13 protein-coding genes are annotated in these 16,976 nt (G+C 65.5%); 7 read left to right on the top strand and 6 right to left on the bottom strand.

Annotation, left to right across the window (positions count from 1 at the left end; all coding sequences use genetic code 11):
- Positions 1 to 144: 144 nt before the first annotated feature.
- The 6 genes from ACOKR1_RS14380 to ACOKR1_RS14355 all read left to right on the top strand — a co-directional run bounded on the left by ACOKR1_RS14380 (position 145) and on the right by ACOKR1_RS14355 (position 9,201).
- Entirely contained in the window at positions 145 to 2,271 is a 2,127-nt protein-coding gene (locus ACOKR1_RS14380) for an acyltransferase family protein (RefSeq protein ID WP_422933681.1), read from the top strand.
- 100 nt (positions 2,272 to 2,371) lie between these two features.
- Positions 2,372 to 3,559, top strand: coding sequence for a UDP-galactopyranose mutase (glf, locus tag ACOKR1_RS14375; RefSeq protein WP_422933680.1), 1,188 nt, complete (start codon positions 2,372 to 2,374; stop codon positions 3,557 to 3,559).
- Entirely contained in the window at positions 3,556 to 5,565 is a 2,010-nt protein-coding gene (locus ACOKR1_RS14370; protein ID WP_422933679.1) for a glycosyltransferase, read from the top strand. Before glf ends, ACOKR1_RS14370 begins: the two co-directional genes overlap by 4 nt.
- Positions 5,562 to 6,419: an ABC transporter permease gene (locus ACOKR1_RS14365; protein ID WP_422933678.1), complete on the top strand. Its 858-nt coding sequence runs from the start codon at positions 5,562 to 5,564 to the stop codon at positions 6,417 to 6,419. The genes ACOKR1_RS14370 and ACOKR1_RS14365 overlap by 4 nt, the downstream gene beginning before the upstream one ends.
- Before the next feature lies 1 nt (position 6,420).
- Entirely contained in the window at positions 6,421 to 7,155 is a 735-nt protein-coding gene (locus ACOKR1_RS14360) for an ABC transporter ATP-binding protein (RefSeq protein WP_422933677.1), read from the top strand.
- An 87-nt stretch (positions 7,156 to 7,242) separates the two neighbouring features.
- Positions 7,243 to 9,201, top strand: coding sequence for a DUF6541 family protein (locus ACOKR1_RS14355; RefSeq protein WP_422933676.1), 1,959 nt, complete (start codon positions 7,243 to 7,245; stop codon positions 9,199 to 9,201).
- A gap of 76 nt (positions 9,202 to 9,277) precedes the next feature.
- Here ACOKR1_RS14355 and ACOKR1_RS14350 read toward each other — a convergent pair whose 3' ends face one another.
- The 5 genes from ACOKR1_RS14350 to ACOKR1_RS14330 form a co-directional block, all read right to left on the bottom strand.
- The gene (locus ACOKR1_RS14350; protein WP_422933675.1) at positions 9,278 to 10,558 is read right to left on the bottom strand and encodes a lipopolysaccharide biosynthesis protein; all 1,281 of its coding nucleotides are present in this window, start codon (positions 10,556 to 10,558) and stop codon (positions 9,278 to 9,280) included.
- Positions 10,559 to 10,570: 12 nt separating this feature from the next.
- On the bottom strand, positions 10,571 to 11,566 hold the full coding sequence (locus ACOKR1_RS14345) for a GDP-mannose 4,6-dehydratase (RefSeq protein WP_422933674.1): 996 nt from the start codon (positions 11,564 to 11,566) through the stop codon (positions 10,571 to 10,573).
- The gene (locus tag ACOKR1_RS14340; RefSeq protein ID WP_422933673.1) at positions 11,566 to 12,549 is read right to left on the bottom strand and encodes a GDP-mannose 4,6-dehydratase; all 984 of its coding nucleotides are present in this window, start codon (positions 12,547 to 12,549) and stop codon (positions 11,566 to 11,568) included. Before ACOKR1_RS14340 ends, ACOKR1_RS14345 begins: the two co-directional genes overlap by 1 nt.
- Positions 12,550 to 12,631: 82 nt before the next feature.
- Positions 12,632 to 13,765, bottom strand: coding sequence for a glycosyltransferase family 4 protein (locus tag ACOKR1_RS14335; protein WP_422933672.1), 1,134 nt, complete (start codon positions 13,763 to 13,765; stop codon positions 12,632 to 12,634).
- A gap of 45 nt (positions 13,766 to 13,810) precedes the next feature.
- Positions 13,811 to 15,313: a GH25 family lysozyme gene (locus ACOKR1_RS14330; RefSeq protein ID WP_422933671.1), complete on the bottom strand. Its 1,503-nt coding sequence runs from the start codon at positions 15,311 to 15,313 to the stop codon at positions 13,811 to 13,813.
- A 28-nt stretch (positions 15,314 to 15,341) separates the two neighbouring features.
- Between ACOKR1_RS14330 and ACOKR1_RS14325 the strand changes: the two genes are divergently transcribed.
- Positions 15,342 to 15,557: a hypothetical protein gene (locus ACOKR1_RS14325; RefSeq protein WP_422933670.1), complete on the top strand. Its 216-nt coding sequence runs from the start codon at positions 15,342 to 15,344 to the stop codon at positions 15,555 to 15,557.
- 329 nt (positions 15,558 to 15,886) lie between these two features.
- Here the strand turns inward: ACOKR1_RS14325 and rfbA are convergent, their stop codons facing one another.
- A complete protein-coding gene (gene rfbA / locus ACOKR1_RS14320) occupies positions 15,887 to 16,771 on the bottom strand; it encodes a glucose-1-phosphate thymidylyltransferase RfbA (RefSeq protein ID WP_422933669.1) in 885 nt (294 codons plus the stop codon).
- Positions 16,772 to 16,976 lie beyond the last annotated feature (205 nt).

Raw genomic sequence — 16,976 nt, 5'->3', positions numbered from 1 at the left:
GGCCCAGACGGCCCTATGTGGATAAATCAAAGCTGGGAATTAGCCGACCGTTGTCCGATAGACTCGGCCGTCTGCGGGAATGGGCTCGCCTGAGTCCGCCGACGGCGTGCAGTTGACTCCACGGAGCGTTGAAAAGGGGACCATATGAGGCACGGCCCTGCGACGGGTCGGGTGGATGCCAGGCCAAGCCATTCGCCTAGGCGTGACATCCAGGGTCTGCGTGCGTTGGCTGTGGGTCTGGTCGTTGTCTACCATCTGCGGCCCGATTCCCTTCCGGGCGGGTTCATCGGCGTGGACGTCTTCTTTGTCGTCTCTGGCTTCCTGATTGTCGGGTCCCTCGCGAGGGAAGCCGCGAAGCGCAGCACCATCTCGATTCGGGCGTTCTATGCACGGCGAATACGCAGGCTGTTCCCGGCGTCGGCCGCCGTTCTCGTGGCCGTTTCCGTCGGGGCCGTGCTGCTGCTGCCCCAGAGCCGGTGGCAGTCGATCTCCTCCGACGCGTTCTTCTCCCTGCTTCAGGTGCAGAACTGGCACCAGGCGTTGTCGGCCGTTTCGTATGCCGGCGCGACGCAGGCGGTGTCCCCGTTGCAGCATTTCTGGTCGCTCGCTGTTGAGGAACAGTTCTACCTCGTCGTCCCCTTCTTCATCGTGATGCTTGTCGTCGCCGCACGCCGGACTACGCGTGGGGCGGAGCGAGGTCCCGGCCCGGCACCCGGGCGCTCGCCGGGTCGGTACATCGTTCCGGCGCTGGCCGTGATTGCAGCGACGTCCTTTCTCTACAGCGTCTACCTGAGCAACGCCGAGCACACCATCGCGTACTTCGCTACCACCACGAGGGTGTGGGAGCTCGCCGTGGGCGGACTCGCGGCCCTGGTCCCGCCGTTCGCGAAGCCGTCCGGGCGCGTCGCGTCGGGAATCACGTGGGTGGCATGTGCGGCCATCATCGTTCCCGCCTTCTTCCTGACCACCGACATGCCGTTCCCCGGCGCAATCGCGGCCGTCCCGGTCCTCGGCACTGCCCTGCTGCTGAGGGTCGGCCCCCTCAGTCTTTCCACGCCGTGGTCCCCGTCCAAGCTCCTGAGCGTCAGACCGATCGCCTTCATCGGGGACGTATCGTATTCGCTGTATCTGTGGCACTGGCCCGTCGTCGTTTTCGCGGTGGCCCTCCTCGGACGAGCCCCCGGCATCCGTGAGGCCTTCGGGCTCGGAGCGCTGAGCCTCCTCCTCGCCGCCGCGTCCTACCGCTGGATTGAGCAGCCGTTCCGACGGCGCTCACCCAGAAGACCGGCCGAGAACTCCGCCTGGATCGGATACCGGAGCGCCTTCGGCCTCGCGCTCGCGCTCGCGGCGTGCGTTGCCGTGACCGCGTGGGTGCCATGGCAGGTGGTCGAAACCAAGCGGGCGCAGCTGTTGGTCGAGCTCTCCGACCGCGATTACCCCGGCGCGCAGACGTGGTCCACGCATCCCCGGGCGGCGCCCCTGGGCCTGCCCATTCGTCCGGACCCGTCGGTGGCGATGCAGGACGTGCCGGCAAGCAATGCCGGCGCCTGCGGGGTCTACGACCCGGCCACCGTGCCCGACACAGATTGCTGGTTCGGTTCCCCGGCGGCACGGGGCGTGCCGACGATTGAGGTCCTCGGCGATTCCCACGCGGGTCAGTTCGTGGACCCCCTCATCGCGATCTCGCGGACCACGCCGCTGACGATTCACGCCATGGTGAGGAACGGCTGCCCGTTCGCGCTCACGCCCCCGCGATCCACGACGACGGTGTACTCCAATTGCTCAAGCCAAAACGCCCAGACTGCGGCGAAGGTCATCGAGCAGAAGCCCGGCCTTGTCCTGGTCGCAGGGATGCGCGAGTCCAGCTACCAGAAGGCGCTCGGCTGGTCCTGGTCGCCGGATGCTTCGCTGGTCGACGGATACGTGCAGTCCCTTTCGGGTCTGCGCGCGGCAGGGCTGCGCGTCGCCGTCATGGCCGACCTGCCGTATCCGCACGGCAATCCCGTGGAATGCGTGCAGAGGTACGGCCGCGGGGATGAATGTACGACGGCGGCCTCCGAGGCTTTCGAGGGCGGGAAGGATCCGCTCGTGGCGGCCGCGCGGCAGGTCCCAGGCGTCGACATTATCGACCTCTCGCGGCTCTTCTGCCGCGATGGCGCGTGCCCCGCCGTCGTCGGCAACGTCCTCGTCTACCGCGACAATCACATGACGAACACGTTCGCGAAGACGCTCGCGCCTGATCTGGCCGTCGCGTTGGGCCTGAGCCCTTGAGCTCACGCTGATTCAGGGATCGCGGGACCCCTCGGGTAGCCTAGGTGCTGACACTCCAAGGCCGCGATTGGGCGGGCCGACGTATCTATCAGGAGAATTTGTGGACGCTGATCTCGTCGTCGTCGGATCCGGCTTCTTCGGCCTCACGGTGGCCGAACGGGCTGCCAAGGAGCTCGGACTCAAAGTCACGGTGATTGACCGTCGCCATCACATCGGCGGCAATGCCTACAGCGAGGACGATGCCCAGACGGGCATTGAGGTGCACCGGTACGGCGCCCATCTCTTCCACACGTCGAACGAGCGCGTGTGGGACTACGTGAACCAGTTCACGACGTTCACGAACTACGTGCACCGCGTCTACGGCGTGCACAAGGGCGAGGTCTTCCCGCTGCCGATCAACCTTGGCACCATCAACCAGTTCTTCCGCGCCAACTACACGCCGCAGGAGGCTCGGGCGCTCATCGCGGAGCAGGCCGGCGAGCTCGCGGGCACCGACCCGCAGAACCTGAACGACAAGGGCATCCAGCTCATTGGGCGCCCGCTGTACGAGGCGTTCATCAAGCACTACACGGGGAAGCAGTGGCAGACCGATCCGACGGATCTGCCCGCCGGAATCATCTCGCGGCTCCCCGTCCGCTACACCTACGACAACCGCTACTTCAACGACACGTATGAGGGTCTCCCGACCCACGGCTACACGGCGTGGATCGAGCGGATGGCCGACCACCCCAACATCACGGTGCAGCTCAACACGGACTTCTTCGACGAGTCCCAGCCGATCAACAAGAGCAACGTGGTCGGGAACGTGCCGGTCGTCTACACGGGCCCGGTGGACCGCTACTTCGACTACGCCGAGGGCGACCTCTCGTGGCGCACCATCGACTTCGAGGAGGAGGTGCTCGAGGTGGGTGACTTCCAGGGCACCTCGGTGGTCAACTACAACGACGACAACGTCCCGTGGACGCGCATCATCGAGCCGCGCCACTTCCACCCGGAGCGCAACTACCAGACCGACAAGACGGTCATCATGCGCGAGTTCTCGCGCTTCGCGGAGAAGGGCGACGAGCCCTATTACCCGATCAACACCGAGGTCGACCGCGCGAAGCTCCTGGCCTATCGCGACCTCGCCAGGGCCGAGCGGTCCGTCCTCTTCGGTGGGCGCCTTGGCACGTACAAGTACCTGGACATGCACATGGCCATCGGTTCGGCCCTGAGCGCGTTCGACAACAAGATCGAGCCGCACTTCGCCAAGGGCGAGGCGTTGGTGAGTGGAGGAGTGGACGCATGACGGTTCTCGAAGCATCGGAGTCGATCGGCGAAGAGGAGTCCGAGATGGAATGGCAGACCCTTCAGCGCGTGATTCTTCCGCCCCAGGCACAGATGGACACCGTGCCCCTGTACGTCGACATGGGTGCCGCCGCCGGCGTCCAGCTGCCGACGACGGGCGACCAGGACAAGCGCGATGCCAAGCCGCGCACTATCAACAGTGTGACGCGTGAGGCCCACGCCGAGGACTTCCTTTCACGCTCCTCGATGAGCGTTCGCCCCGGCGAGCGAGTTTCCTTCGGGACGTACTTCAACGCGTTCCCCGCGAGCTACTGGCGGCGCTGGACCACGGTCGACTCCGTCCGGTTGACCGTGACCACGACCGGCACGGGCGCGATCATCGTCTACAAGTCCAACTCTCGCGGATCGCTCCAGCGTGTCGACGCGCAGCGCGTCGAGGGCCAGACCACGACCGATTTCGACCTGACGCTCAAGCCGTTCGGCGACGGCGGCTGGTACTGGTTCGACGTCGTCGCCGGCGCTGAGCCGGTCGTCGTCCGCGGCGCCGAATGGCAGGCGCCCGGCCCGGCCCCGCGCCGTGGGGCAGTGACGCTGCAGATCACGACCCTCAACAAGACGGACTTCTGCCTCAACAACCTGCGCCTCCTCGCCGAGGACCCGGAGGCGCTCGAAGCGCTCCAGGAAATCCTCATCGTCGATCAAGGCACGCAGAAGGTCTCGGAGGCGGAAGGCTTCGACGAGGTCAAGACGCAGCTCGGCGGCCGGCTTCGGGTCATCGAGCAGAGCAACCTGGGCGGATCGGGAGGATTCTCACGGGGCATGTACGAGGCCGTGGCCAACGGCAGCGACTACGCGCTCCTCATGGACGACGACATCGTCGTGGAGACCGAGAGCATCCTCCGTCTCGTCACTTTCGCGGATCGCTGCAAGACGCCGACCCTCGTGGGCGGCCACATGTTCGACCTCTACAACCGGACCGTGCTCCACACGTTCGGTGAGATCGTGAACCCGTACCGCATCCAGCCGGCCCTGCCGAGCGAGGACGCAGAACTCGGTCACGACTTCATGGTCTCCAACCTTCGGCAGACCCCATGGCTTCACCGGCGCACCGACGTCGACTACAACGGCTGGTGGATGTGCCTCATCCCGACGTCGGTCATCCGCGAGATCGGGCTGGCGCTGCCGATCTTCATCAAGTGGGACGACGCCGAGTACGGCCTCCGCGCCAAGGAGCGGGGCTTCCCCACGGTCTCCATGCCCGGTGCCGCGGTGTGGCACGTTTCGTGGATCGACAAGGACGATCTCGTGGGGTGGCAGGCCTACTTCCACACCCGGAACCGTGCGATCACCGCCCTCCTGCACAGCCCGTACGAGCTCGGCGGTCGGGTGATCCGCGAACTCCAGCAGGACGACTTCAAGCACCTCGTCTCGATGCAGTACGCGACCGTCGAGGGGCGGACGTGGGCCATTCAGGATCTCCTCAAGGGACCCGAGGCCCTGCCCGAGCTCCTGAGCACGCGGCTTCCCGAGATCCGCAAGATGCTCTCCGAGCACTCCGACTCGTCGTTCCAGCCGGACCCCGACGCCTTCCCGGCTCCGCGCATGGCCAAGCCGCCGCGTCACGGTCAGGGCTTCAGCCGGCCGAGCGCAGCGCTGCTCGTCCCGTGGGCCGTCAAGACGGTGATCCGGCAGCTCATTCAGCCGGTGGTCGAGTCGAGCAAGGAGCGTCCGCAGGCAAACGTGCCGCACATCGACAACAAGTGGTGGCGCATGTCGCAGTACGACTCGGCGGTCGTCTCCAACGCCGAAGGCACGGGCGCGTCCTGGTACCAGCGCGATCCGCAGGTTCTGCGGCGCATGCTCGCCGAGAGCGCTCGTCTCCACGCGGATCTGCTTGCGCGCTGGCGTCCGCTGAGCCTGCGCTACAAGGCAGCCCTCGACGGGCTGACCTCGATTGAGTCGTGGAAGAAGACCTTCGACGAACACACGGTGAGCGATTCTCGGTGAGCAGCACGGACGAACTGGCCAGGCCCGGCGTCGGCTCGGGCTTGGCCGACACCTTTCGAGCGAGGTTCCTTCTCAAGCTTCTGGTCCGCAAGGAGCTGAAGGTCCGCTATCGAGGCTCCGTCCTCGGCCTCCTGTGGAGCTACGTCAAGCCGGGCGTCCAGTTCATCGTGTTCTACCTCGCGCTGGGGGTCTTCCTTGGCCTCAACAAGGGCACGGAGAACTACGCGGTCTACCTGTTCTCGGGCATCATCCTGATCAACTTCTTCACCGAGGCCCTCGGTAACGCCGCGCGGTCGATTGTGGGCAATGGGAGCCTGATCAAGAAGATCTATCTTCCTCGAGAGCTGTTCCCGGTGGCGTCGGTGTGGGTTTCAGGCGTGCATTTCTTCCCGCAGCTCGTAGTCCTGATCGTTGCGTGCGTCTTCTCGGGCTGGCACCCGTCCGTGCTTCACATTGCTGCGGCGCTCGCTGGGTTCATCGTCGTGGCGTTGCTGGCGACGGGTCTTGGCCTGTTCTTCGGGGCTGTCAATGTGTACTTCCGAGACTTCGAGAACATCGTCGACCTCCTGCTCATGATCGTCACGTGGGCGTCGCCCGTCCTCTATGTCTGGACGATGGTGCGCAGCACGCTCGGCGCCGGATTCTTCGCGGTCTACCAGGCGAATCCGATCACCATTGCGGTCGAGATCTTCCACTACGCCTTCTGGTACCCGACGACGTCTGGCACCGCTGAGCTGCCGCCGAATCTCCTCGCCCTGTGGCTTCCGGTTGGCCTCGTCGTGTCCGTCGTGGTGGTCGTGATCGGCCAGTTCACCTTCCGGCGGCTCGAGGGCCGCTTCGCCCAGGAGCTCTGACGTGGCCACCGCAATTGACGTCCAAAACATCAGCAAGCAGTTCGTGCTCCGTCACACCCGCTCGCTCAAGGAAGCGCTGGTCTGGCTCCTCAAGGGGCGCAAGGGTGATCTGAGCCACAAGTTCTTTGCCCTCGACAACGTCTCATTGGTTGTCGAGCAGGGCGAGACCGTCGCGCTCCTCGGTTTCAACGGATCGGGGAAGTCGACGCTCCTCAAGCACATCTCGGGTGTCATGCTGCCCGACTCGGGAAGCGTCCTGACGCGGGGCCGGGTGGCTGGCCTCATCGAGGTCGGAGCGGGGTTCCACCACGACTTGACGGGTCGCGACAATGTGTACCTCAACGGCGCCATCTTGGGCATGAGCGAGGAGCAGATCAACGAGCGCTTCGACTCGATCGTGGAATTCTCCGAGATCGGGGAGTTCATCGACACCGAGGTCAAGTTCTACTCGTCGGGCATGTATCTCCGCTTGGCCTTCTCCGTCGCGGTGCACACCGATCCCGAGGTCTTCCTCGTGGACGAGATCCTCGCCGTCGGCGACGAGCCCTTCCAGCGCAAGTGCATTGCCAAGATCAAGGAGCTCGCGGCCGAGGGCAAGACTCTCGTCGTCGTGAGCCACGACCTCGAACTGGTCAAGCAGGTGTGCGATCGGGGGATCTTGCTTCGTCGGGGAAAGGTCCAGTTCGACGGAAAGATCGACGGCGCCGTCGAGGCGATGCGCAGCACGGCGTCCTAGGATGCACGTCAGCGCCCCGCGGTCGTGGGAGCAAGCTGTCGGGCAACGTCTCATCGTGGAACAACTCATTGTAGGAAGGGGAATCGGTTGAGCTGGTGGTCAGCCGTTCCGGCTGTCATGGCGTCCCTCGCCGTGCTCTTTGTGCCGGGACTGATTGTTGGACTGGCCGCACGGCTGAGGATTTTCCATCTGTTTGCGTACGCTCCGCTGATCTCGGTCTCGGTCGTGTCGCTGGCGGCGATCGCGGCGCCGTGGGTCGGGCTCAAGTGGTCGCCGATTCCGGTCGCCGTGGGAACGCTCGTTGCGGCCCTCGTGTGCGGCGTCGTCGCGTGGCGCACACACGGCCGGTTCCGCTTCACGAGGCCCGACCCGCGTCAGTGGGCCTGGGGGGCGTCCGGGGTTGCCGCGGTCGCGGTGGCGGCAGCCCTCATCTCGCGGCGTCTCATCGACGTGTTCGGCACGCCAGATGCCCTTTCGCAGACGTTCGACAACATCTTCCACCTCAATGCCATCCGGTACATCCTCGACACCGGCAACGCGTCGTCGCTGTACATCACGACCCTTTCCGGCTCGGGCTTTTATCCGGCAGGGTGGCATGACGTCGTCGCGCTCGTGGCTACCGGTGGCCCCCAGATCACGGTGGCCGTGAACGCCGTCAATCTGGTTGTCGCCGGCCTGGTGTGGCCGCTCTCGATGATCGTTCTGACCCGCTCTCTGGTGGGCGATCGCCCCGGAGCCGTGTGGCTCACCGCGATCTTCTCGACGGGCTTTGGCGCGTTCCCGATCCTCCTGCTCGACTTCGGTGTCCTGTTCCCGAACTTCCTCGGCACGGCGCTTCTTCCGGCTATTCTTGGGCTCCTCGTGCGAGCACTCGGGTTCGGAGCCGAGACGGAACCGGGCCGCCCGATGAGCGCGCTTCTCGTCCTCATCGGACTGCCCGGGCTCGCGTTGGCGCACCCGAATAACTTCATGACCCTACTTGCGGTCGCGGTGCCGATCCTCCTCGTGGTGTGGTTCAGATGGTGGCGACGGCGGAACGGCTTCGCTGGCGGCTGGGTCCTCCCGGGCGCGGTCCTCGTGGGGGGGCTTCTGGTCGCAGTTGCGGCCTGGGCCTTCATTCGTCCGCCATCGGCCGCGGCGACGTGGGCGCCCGTCGAGACCGTGGGCCAGGCCGTCGGCGAGCTGCTTGCCCTCTCGGGGATCGGCAGGCCTCCGACGTGGCTGCCGGCGATCCTGGCCCTCATCGGGATCGCGTGGGCGGTACGGGCCGCGAGCCGTCGGTGGTTCCTCGGCGTGTACGCGGTCATTGGGTTGCTCTTCGTCGTGGTCGCGGGCGTGCCCTTCGGGAAGTTCCGGACGGCCCTGACCGGGGTGTACTACAACGACCCGCCGCGGTTGGCTGCTCTCCTCCCGCTCGTCGGCATTCCGTTGGCGGTCGCCGGTGGACTGTGGGTGTGGGACTGGGCGGTCCTCTTGTTCCGCAAGTACGTGACCCCCAAGTACGCGGGCGCGGGCCGTCCGGCCATCGTGGGGGGCCTGGTCCCCGTGGCGGCTGTGGCCGCGATCGCGCTGTCCGTCGTCGCCGTGCAGACCGGCTCGATCCGCGACGCAGCCAAGGTGGCGTCCGGGTCGTATCGGATCTCGCCCGAGGCTGATCTGATCTCCACCGATGAGATGGCGCTCTTCAAGCGCCTCGACGCCGACACCCCGCCCGACGCCGTGATCGTGGGAAATCCCTGGAACGGGAGCTCGCTCGCCTACGCGTTCGCGGATCGAAAGGTTGCTCAGGCGCACATCCTGAGCATCGTGTCCCCAGAACTGCCCACCGTGTACGAACACCTCAACGATGCCAAGAACGATCCCGCCGTGTGCAAGGCCGTGCACGACCTCGGCCTCACCTACGTCCTGGACTTCGGCCACAAGGAAGTTCATGGCGGTGACCATGGCGTGCGGGGGCTCGACAACCTTGTGCAGGCGGGCGCAGGGCAGCTCGTGGATCAGCAGGGCGATGCCAAGCTCATCAAAATCACGGCCTGCGGGAGCTGAGCGGGGGAACGCGCAGGGACCCGCGGCAGCCTCACGGCCCGTCGTACTTCTAGGACGCCCCTCTCAGGGCTCCCGTCTAGGACGCCCGTACGATCCCGCGGCGCCTTGCGCCGAGGCTCAGCGCGTGGATAGCGATCCCGCACAGCGGGCCAAGGGTCAGGCTGAGCACCGTGCGGAGGTCCGTCCCCAACGGGAGCAGGAGAACACCCACGCACACGGCCGTAGCCACGATCCAGCCGGTCGAGAACGCCGCGTGGTGGCCGAGCGAGATGACCGCGGTTCCCAGCAAGGTCAGGATGGCCATGAGGGCGGCCGCAAACGTGAGTGACGAGACCACCCAGGGGCTGATCACGTAGGCAGGGCCGAAGATCAACATGAGCGGCGGCCCGATGAACCACGCGAGGACCGTGCCGGCCAGACCTATCCCTGCGACCCACACGAGCGGCTTGAGCAAGGCCCGCCAGCCCTCGTCGGGATTCCTCACGACGTGCGCGATGGCGACCCCTTGGAAGGACTGCAAAGGGATCATGATCGGCGCGCGCGTGAGGGAAACGGCCAGGAGGAGGGGTGCCGTCAAGGCATAGTCTTGGGCCGACGTCGTCAACTTGAGAAGAATCGGAAAGCCGACCACGAGGGCGGCCGAGGAGGCCGCCGAAAGGAGCGCGTGCCCCATATTTCCCAGGAGGGCTCGCAAGCCGAGGGAAGTGCGCACCCGGAGTGAGGCGCGGGCGCGGCGCGACGCGAGGACGAAGGACATCCAAGCGAGCAGTGCGGTGAGGCAGGCGACCTCGACGCCACCCAGGGACGCACCCATCAGCGCGGCCGCAGCGACGCCGATCAGACGCAACGTCGATTCGAGTGATACGAGCTGGCCGAACCGATCCCACTGCCGCTGACCCTGCAGCGACCCGGAGAGGGCGGCGTGCACGGGGAAGAGGAGCGCCGTCACGGTGAGGCAGACGATGCTCGTCCAGGCGTCCTTCTTGAAGACCACGGTGGTCAAGATGGGGCTCAGGAGCAAGAGCACGGCCGCCGCAGCACCGCCGATCGTCAGAGCCGCCGAGAGCACGAGCGCCCCCGAGCGTTGCACGGCCCGGTGGCTGACCTCGCTGATGGCGCGTGTCGCCTCCGTCTGGACCCCGCCAAGGAGGCCGGACACGAGGAAGAGGGCGGCCCAGAACGAGAGGAACTCCGCGTTGTCGGCGGGGCTCAGAGCGTGGCTCGCGACGAACATGATCACGACGCCGGCCACCGAGGCAACGGCGGAGGAGATGCCCACCCACACCGCGCCTCGCGGCCGGTTGTCGGTGCCTGGGCTCGCGGAACCCGTGCCTTCCGTGGCGCTATTGGCGGTCATGGCAGTCCCCGGTCAAAGACTGAGCCCCTCGGGTCCGTGCTGGTCGAGCCACTCGAGGTCGTGCTCGACCATCTTCCGCGCAATGTCCTCGAAGGAGGTGGTGGCCTTCCAGCCCAGCTCACGGGCGATCTTGCTCGCGTCCCCGCGCATCGTGGGTGCATCGGCCGCCCGGGAGAATCTCGCATCGATGCGCAAGTAGCGCTCGATCTCGCCGAGACCCGCCGATGCGAAAGCGGCCTCGGCAAACTCGCGGACGGAATGCGCTACGCCCGTAGCGATGATGAAATCGTCCGGCTCCTCGGCCGAGGCGATGGCGAGCATCGCGTCGACATAGTCGGGCGCCCAGCCGAAGTCACGTTGCGCGTCGAGGTTTCCCAGCACCAATTCAGTCCGAAAACCGAGCTTGATCGCCGCGGCGCCGAGGGTGATCTTGCGCGTGACGAACGACGGCGGGCGGCGCACCGATTCGTGGTTGAAGAGGATTCCCGCCGAAGCGGCGAGGCCTTGGGAGCGGAACACCGCGACGGCGGCGTGCGCCATCGACTTCGCGACCCCGTACGGGCTGATCGGAACACGGGGCGTCGACTCGCTCTGTGGGGCCGGGGCGGCACCGAAGATTTCGGCGCTCGACGCTTGGAAGAAGCGCACGGCCTTGCCCTCGGAACGTTGCAGCTGAAGGGCCGCATCCATGAGGGCGATGGGCGCAGCGCCCGTCACGAGGGCCGTGTCGTAGGGCTCGTTCCACGAGTAGCCGACCGAGCTGATGCCCCCGAGGTTGTAGATGACGTCGGGAGCGGTGTCCCGGACGAGGGCGACCAAGCCGTTGGAATCGGCCAGATCGGCGTGGTGGACCTGAACGCCGTCGCCACTCCAGCTATGCCCTGGCCGGATCAGACCGTGGACTGTCCATCCCCTCTTCGTGAGGGACTCAGCGAGGTATGACCCGTCTTGCCCGGAGACACCCGTGACGAGGGCAACTCCGGGCCCTGCACCTACTGGACCAGCCATCACCGGATCAGAGCGGACTGCTCCCGCAGGTCGCTCTCAACCATCATCTGCACAAGTTCGCGGAACGAGACCTTGGGCTTCCAGCCGAGAACGGTCCGGGCCTTCGTGGAGTCTCCGATGAGGAGGTCCACCTCCGCCGGCCGCATGAAGCGCGGGTCCTGGCGGATGTAGCTGCGCCAGTCGGCCACGCCAGCGGCCTCGAAGGCGGCCTCGAGCAGCTCTTCGATCGAGTGGGTCTCGCCGGTCGAGATGACGTAGTCGTCAGCAGCCGACTGCTGCAGCATGAGCCACATCGCCTCGACGTAGTCGCCGGCGAAGCCCCAGTCCCGTTTGGCGTCGAGATTGCCGAGGACAAGCTCGTCCTGCAGCCCGAGCTTGATGCGGGCCACGGCCTGGGAGACCTTCCGGGTGACAAACTCGGGGCCTCGGCGCGGCGACTCGTGGTTGAAGAGAATGCCTGACGAGGCGTGCATTCCGTACGACTCGCGATAGTTGATCGTCATGTAGTGGCCGTAAACCTTGGCCACCCCGTACGGGGAGCGCGGCCACAGGAGCGTCTCCTCGCGCTGCGGCACTTCCTGGACCTTGCCGAACATCTCCGAGGAGGAGGCTTGGTAGAAGCGAACCTTCGACACGTCGTCGCCCGCGTAGTGGCGGGTCGCCTCGAGCATGTTGAGCACGCCCTTGCCTGTGACATCGGAGGTCACCGAGGCGTTCTCCCACGAATACGCCACGAACGAGATGGCGCCGAGATTGTAGACCTCGTCAGGATTGGCAGAGTCGAGGATCCGCACGAGCGACGAGACGTCCATGAGATCACCCGTCAAAAGCTTGACGTCGGGGACCGTCTCACGAACCAGCTCATACTTCGGGTTGTTCTGGCCGCGTATCAGGCCGTAGACCTCATACCCCTTGGAGAGGAGCAATTCGGAGAGGTACAGGCCGTCCTGGCCGGTGATGCCGGTGATGAGCGCACGAGGCATGAGGATCCTTACGAAGTTGGTAGCTGCACAGACACTATATCGGGGGGGCGGCGTTGACCGGGTCAGACGACGGTCGCCGAATTCATGAATGCGAGGAGGCAAGCCTGCGGTCTCGGGCAGATGCCGCGTACGCATAGGCGTTCTCGTGAGACTTGGCGCACGCGTCCCACGTGAACTTCTTCACCTGCTCAAAGCCCAGGGCCCGCAGCTCGTCCGCCCGCGATCGTGCGTCGAGCACCGCTTGGGCGATCGCCTCGGGGGAGTGGGGGTCGAACAGCACAGCGGCATCGCCGACGACCTCCGGCAGAGATCCCGACGTCGAGCAGGCCACGGGGCATCCGGAGGCCATTGCCTCGAGCGGCGGGAAGCCGAAGCCCTCGTAGAGGCTCGGAAACACGAGGCAGCTCGCCGTCTGGTAAAGCTCGCGTAGCTCGGCGAGTGGGACCTGTCCTCGAACTTCGACGTTGCCGGGGATGTTCTCCAGCGATTCGAGCCCGCCGCCGGTCAGCACGAGCTTGAGGCCCGGATGGGACTTCTCCAGGAGGCGCATGGCGTCGAACAGCGTCGCGTGGTTCTTATGAGCCCATCCCCGTGCGGGGTAGAGGATGAAGTCTTCGCGGGGCCCAAGATTCGGCGTGAAATCGGACGAATCAACGGCCAGGTAGGCGGTGAAGATCTTTTCCGCGGGGATGCCCAGATGGTCGACGATGGTCTGCTTGGCGAAATCGCTAATGGTGATGATGGCGTCCGCCGAGCGCGACGTCCTTTCGTAGAACAGCCGGCGATACACGCGCTCTGCCCGCGAAAACAAATGCGGAAGATCATAGTGCTGCATGTCAAAGACCGTCTGTACAACCGCCTTGTCCGCTTCAGGCTGGGGAAGCGCAACAGCGAACGGGAAGTGGAAGACGTCAGCCTCCTGCATTGTCCGCCGGAGTCGCCCCCTGTTGAGGAGCCCACGGAGCAGCGTGACGATCTTGCCGGACGTCGATCCCTGACCGTCGATCTCCTCGCACACGACCTCGGGAATCGCGGTGGCGAAACCCTTGGCCTGACGTCCCACGTAGGCGGTCGCGTCGATCCGAGGCCGAGAGGGGATGCTTCGAACCAAACCCCGGGCGTAGGTCTCTCCGCCGCCCATCGTCCCGGGAACAAGCGTCAGCATCGCGATGGCGACTTTGAGCCGCTTGTCGTGCACGGTGTCGGATTCGATCATGCAACCAAGCGTATACGTCCGCCATTGAGCGCCAGACATCGCTCCTTAGTTGAAGACGATGTTGACCTGGCGGGTGTTGTTGTTGTTGGTCAGCTGCCACGTGCCGTTTCGCACGATGCCGACGGTGGCGCCGCCCACGCCGTCCCAGTCGCCGGTCACAGGGGTGTCCGTGCCGACCCCGAACGGGAAGTAGTTGTCGACGCCCTGACCGTTGTTGCTCAGGTAGAACCAGCCGTTACGGACCACACCGATGCCCCAGGAGCGGCCGCCGGCCCAGTTTCCGGTGATGGGTGTGTCTCCAGGGTTGCCGTACGGGAAGGCGTACGCGACGCCGGGGTAGGTGCTGAGCGAATTGGTCAGATACCACATGCCGTTGCGGACGACGCCGATCGTCGTCACGCCCGTTCCGTCCCAGTCGCCCGCGATCGGGGTGTCCGTTGCCGCGCCGTAGTTCACGACTCGGTCTACCGTGAGGGCCGTGATCGAGTTGGTGAGCTGCCACTGGCCGTTGCGGACGATGCCGGGCGTGTCGATCCCGTCGCCGTTCCAGTCGCCTACGACCGGCTTGTCGGTCCCGATGCCATACCAGAAGCAGTACGGGCCGTTCGTGGGTCTCTGGAGACACCATTGGCCGCCGCTGAACCACCCGCCGTAGGCCTTGCCATCGCCCCACCATCGCCCCGTGACCGGCGTGGCGCCCGCCGGCATCGCGATGCCGGGGCGGTCCCACGCGTTCACCATCATGGACAGCTGGGCACCAGTACCGTTCCAGATGTTGCTGTCGCCGTCGAACGGTCCGGTCGAGCTGTACTGCCAGAAGCTGAACTGACCCCAGCTGGCGGGAAGCTCGCCGGGCGAGGTCGATGGGTTCGTCGGGTACGCGGCAATCCAGAGCGGGTAGTCGCTGAACGAGGCGTCGTTCAGGGTGCAGCCCTTCCACCAATCGGTTGTCGAGTAGATGACGGGATAGCGCCCCGTGAGGGAGTGCACCGTGTCGCCGAACAGGTGGATCCAGGCCGAGAGCTGGGCCGCGTTCATGCTGTAGCAGACGTTGCCGGCGTTCCAGCCGTTGATCACCTGCCCCTGGTACGGGTTGTACTCGATGTCGAGAACCGGCGGGAGTGTCTTGCCGTCAGCGGTCCAGTTGCCGCCGTTGGCCACGAAGTAGCGGGCCTGCTCATCGGCGGCCGACCAGTTCGGGATGGCGAAGTGGTAAGCGCCACGGACCATCCCGACGCTCTGCGAGCCCTGGATCTGCTGCCAGAAGGTGGGGCTCGTGTAGTAGTCGCCCTCGGACGCCTTGACGTACGCGAAGCGGGACCCCATGTTCCACTGAGCTTGCCAGTTCGTATTCGTCTGCCAGGCGCTCACGTCCTGGCCCGAGATCCCGTACCCGGGCTGCCAGTGGTTGGGGTCAGTGGCCATCTGCAGGAGCCCGCCAACCGCCATCGATCCGCCGGTGCTTCCGTGGAACGGATTCTTGTCCGCCTGGACACGTGGTGAACGCTGGCCCATCTCCGCTCCGCCGTAGGAGATGGACTTCCGCATGGCGTCTTTCTGCGCCTGAGACTTCGGCGTGCCCGGTATCGACGGATCCGTGGCGGCCGATGGCGTCGGGGCGGAGGTCGCTCCAGAGCTGGCCTTCGGGGATGCGGACGACGACGGAGGGGCCGGCGATGGCGTGGGGGAGGCCGCAGTCGTGGGGGACTGCGGTCCGGGCCCCTGGCTCGCTGTCGCCGCGGAGGGTGTCACGATCGCCATGAGAAGCAAGGACGCCGCCCCGAGGCTGTAGATCGTCCTTCTGACTGCGGTGTGAGACGTGTTGGTCTGCATTGCCCTTCTCCGGCTGACAGCGCGCGCCTTCCCGGCACTCGTCTGCTCGCTGCGCTAGGTCCCCGTATTGCCCTGACGGGCTTTCGCCGAGGTGGATGGCCTTTGTTAGCGTAACATCGCGTGTGGCACATGTGAACAGAGTGACTTGAGGTAATACAGGGAAAAGATTACCAGTTGTCGCGACTCATTGCGGCCGCGCAAAAACCCTCGAGCAATCGCGACAGAGCTCGCCTCGGAAAACGGCCTTAAAAAGCGAATCCGGCCCCCGTCGTGGGGGCCGGACTCGGCCTACAGCTGGGCGTCTCCGGGCGCTCGATCGAGGAGCCCCAAGAGGTATTGGCCGTAGCCGCTCTTAATCAGCTTTTCGGCCCGGACACGCAGCTCGTCGTCCGAGAGGAAGCCGAGCCGCCACGCCACTTCTTCTGGCGCCCCGATCTTGAGCCCTTGCCTGTTCTCGATCGTCCGAATGAAGTTCGACGCATCGTTGAGGTCGCTGAACGTTCCGGTATCGAGCCACGCGGTGCCACGCGGAAGGACCTCGACCTGGAGGCTGCCCGCCTCAAGGTAGGCGCGGTTCACATCCGTGATTTCAAGTTCACCGCGCGGAGACGGCTTCAAGGCCTTGGCGATCTCAATGACGTCATTGTCGTAGAAGTAGAGACCGGGCACTGCGTAGTGGCTCCTGAAACGCTCGGGCTTCTCCTCGAGCGATACCGCCTTGCCGTTCTTGTCGAATTCGACGACTCCGTAGGCGCTCGGGTTCTTGACCCAGTATCCGAAGACCGTTCCGCCATCGACTTCGGTATGGCGGCGGAGCCGCGTCCCCATGCCGGGGCCGTAGAAGATGTTGTCGCCCAGGATCAGCGCGACGCGGTCGTCGCCGATGTGGTCCTCGCCGAGGATGAACGCCTGGGCGAGGCCGTCGGGTGACGGCTGCTGCGCGTACGTGATGTTGGCGCCAAACTGGGAGCCGTCACCGAGGAGGCGTTCGAACTGTTCAGCATCGTGGGGGGTCGTGATGATGAGAATGTCGCGAATCCCCGCGAGGAGCAGAGTGGAAAGCGGGTAGTAAATCATCGGCTTGTCATACACCGGCACCAGTTGCTTGCTGATGGCGTGGGTGATCGGGTGCAGTCGGGAGCCGGTCCCGCCGGCCAAGATGATTCCGCGCATGGTCCACATCTTCTCGTGGTTGCGTGTCGGCGGGCAAACCGCTTCGAAGGCCTACGGTAGAATCGTGCCTTGGCCGAACGGGTAGCGTACGGCCTCGCGCTGTCTGGCGACGCACATTCCGCACAGATCCAACTCGAGCCGGCTCGAGGCCTTGGCCGAATGGTCAAGGCCACGTCACCCGGCAGGCGTCGGTGGAGTACTTGTC

The organism is Sinomonas sp. P47F7, assembly GCF_049332655.1.
In the GTDB taxonomy this organism is placed as follows: Bacteria; Actinomycetota; Actinomycetes; order Actinomycetales; family Micrococcaceae; genus Sinomonas.
This window is presented reverse-complemented; position numbering and strand designations above follow the sequence as displayed.

Coding starts and splice junctions, on each gene's coding strand:
- ACOKR1_RS14350 (WP_422933675.1), bottom strand. CDS start 10,558: ATGACCGCCAATAGCGCCACGGAAGGCACGGGTTCCGCGAGCCCAGGC.
- ACOKR1_RS14345 (WP_422933674.1), bottom strand. CDS start 11,566: ATGGCTGGTCCAGTAGGTGCAGGGCCCGGAGTTGCCCTCGTCACGGGT.
- rfbA (WP_422933669.1), bottom strand. CDS start 16,771: ATGCGCGGAATCATCTTGGCCGGCGGGACCGGCTCCCGACTGCACCCG.
- ACOKR1_RS14335 (WP_422933672.1), bottom strand. CDS start 13,765: ATGATCGAATCCGACACCGTGCACGACAAGCGGCTCAAAGTCGCCATC.
- ACOKR1_RS14380 (WP_422933681.1), top strand. CDS start 145: ATGAGGCACGGCCCTGCGACGGGTCGGGTGGATGCCAGGCCAAGCCAT.
- ACOKR1_RS14370 (WP_422933679.1), top strand. CDS start 3,556: ATGACGGTTCTCGAAGCATCGGAGTCGATCGGCGAAGAGGAGTCCGAG.
- ACOKR1_RS14330 (WP_422933671.1), bottom strand. CDS start 15,313: ATGCGGAAGTCCATCTCCTACGGCGGAGCGGAGATGGGCCAGCGTTCA.
- ACOKR1_RS14340 (WP_422933673.1), bottom strand. CDS start 12,549: ATGCCTCGTGCGCTCATCACCGGCATCACCGGCCAGGACGGCCTGTAC.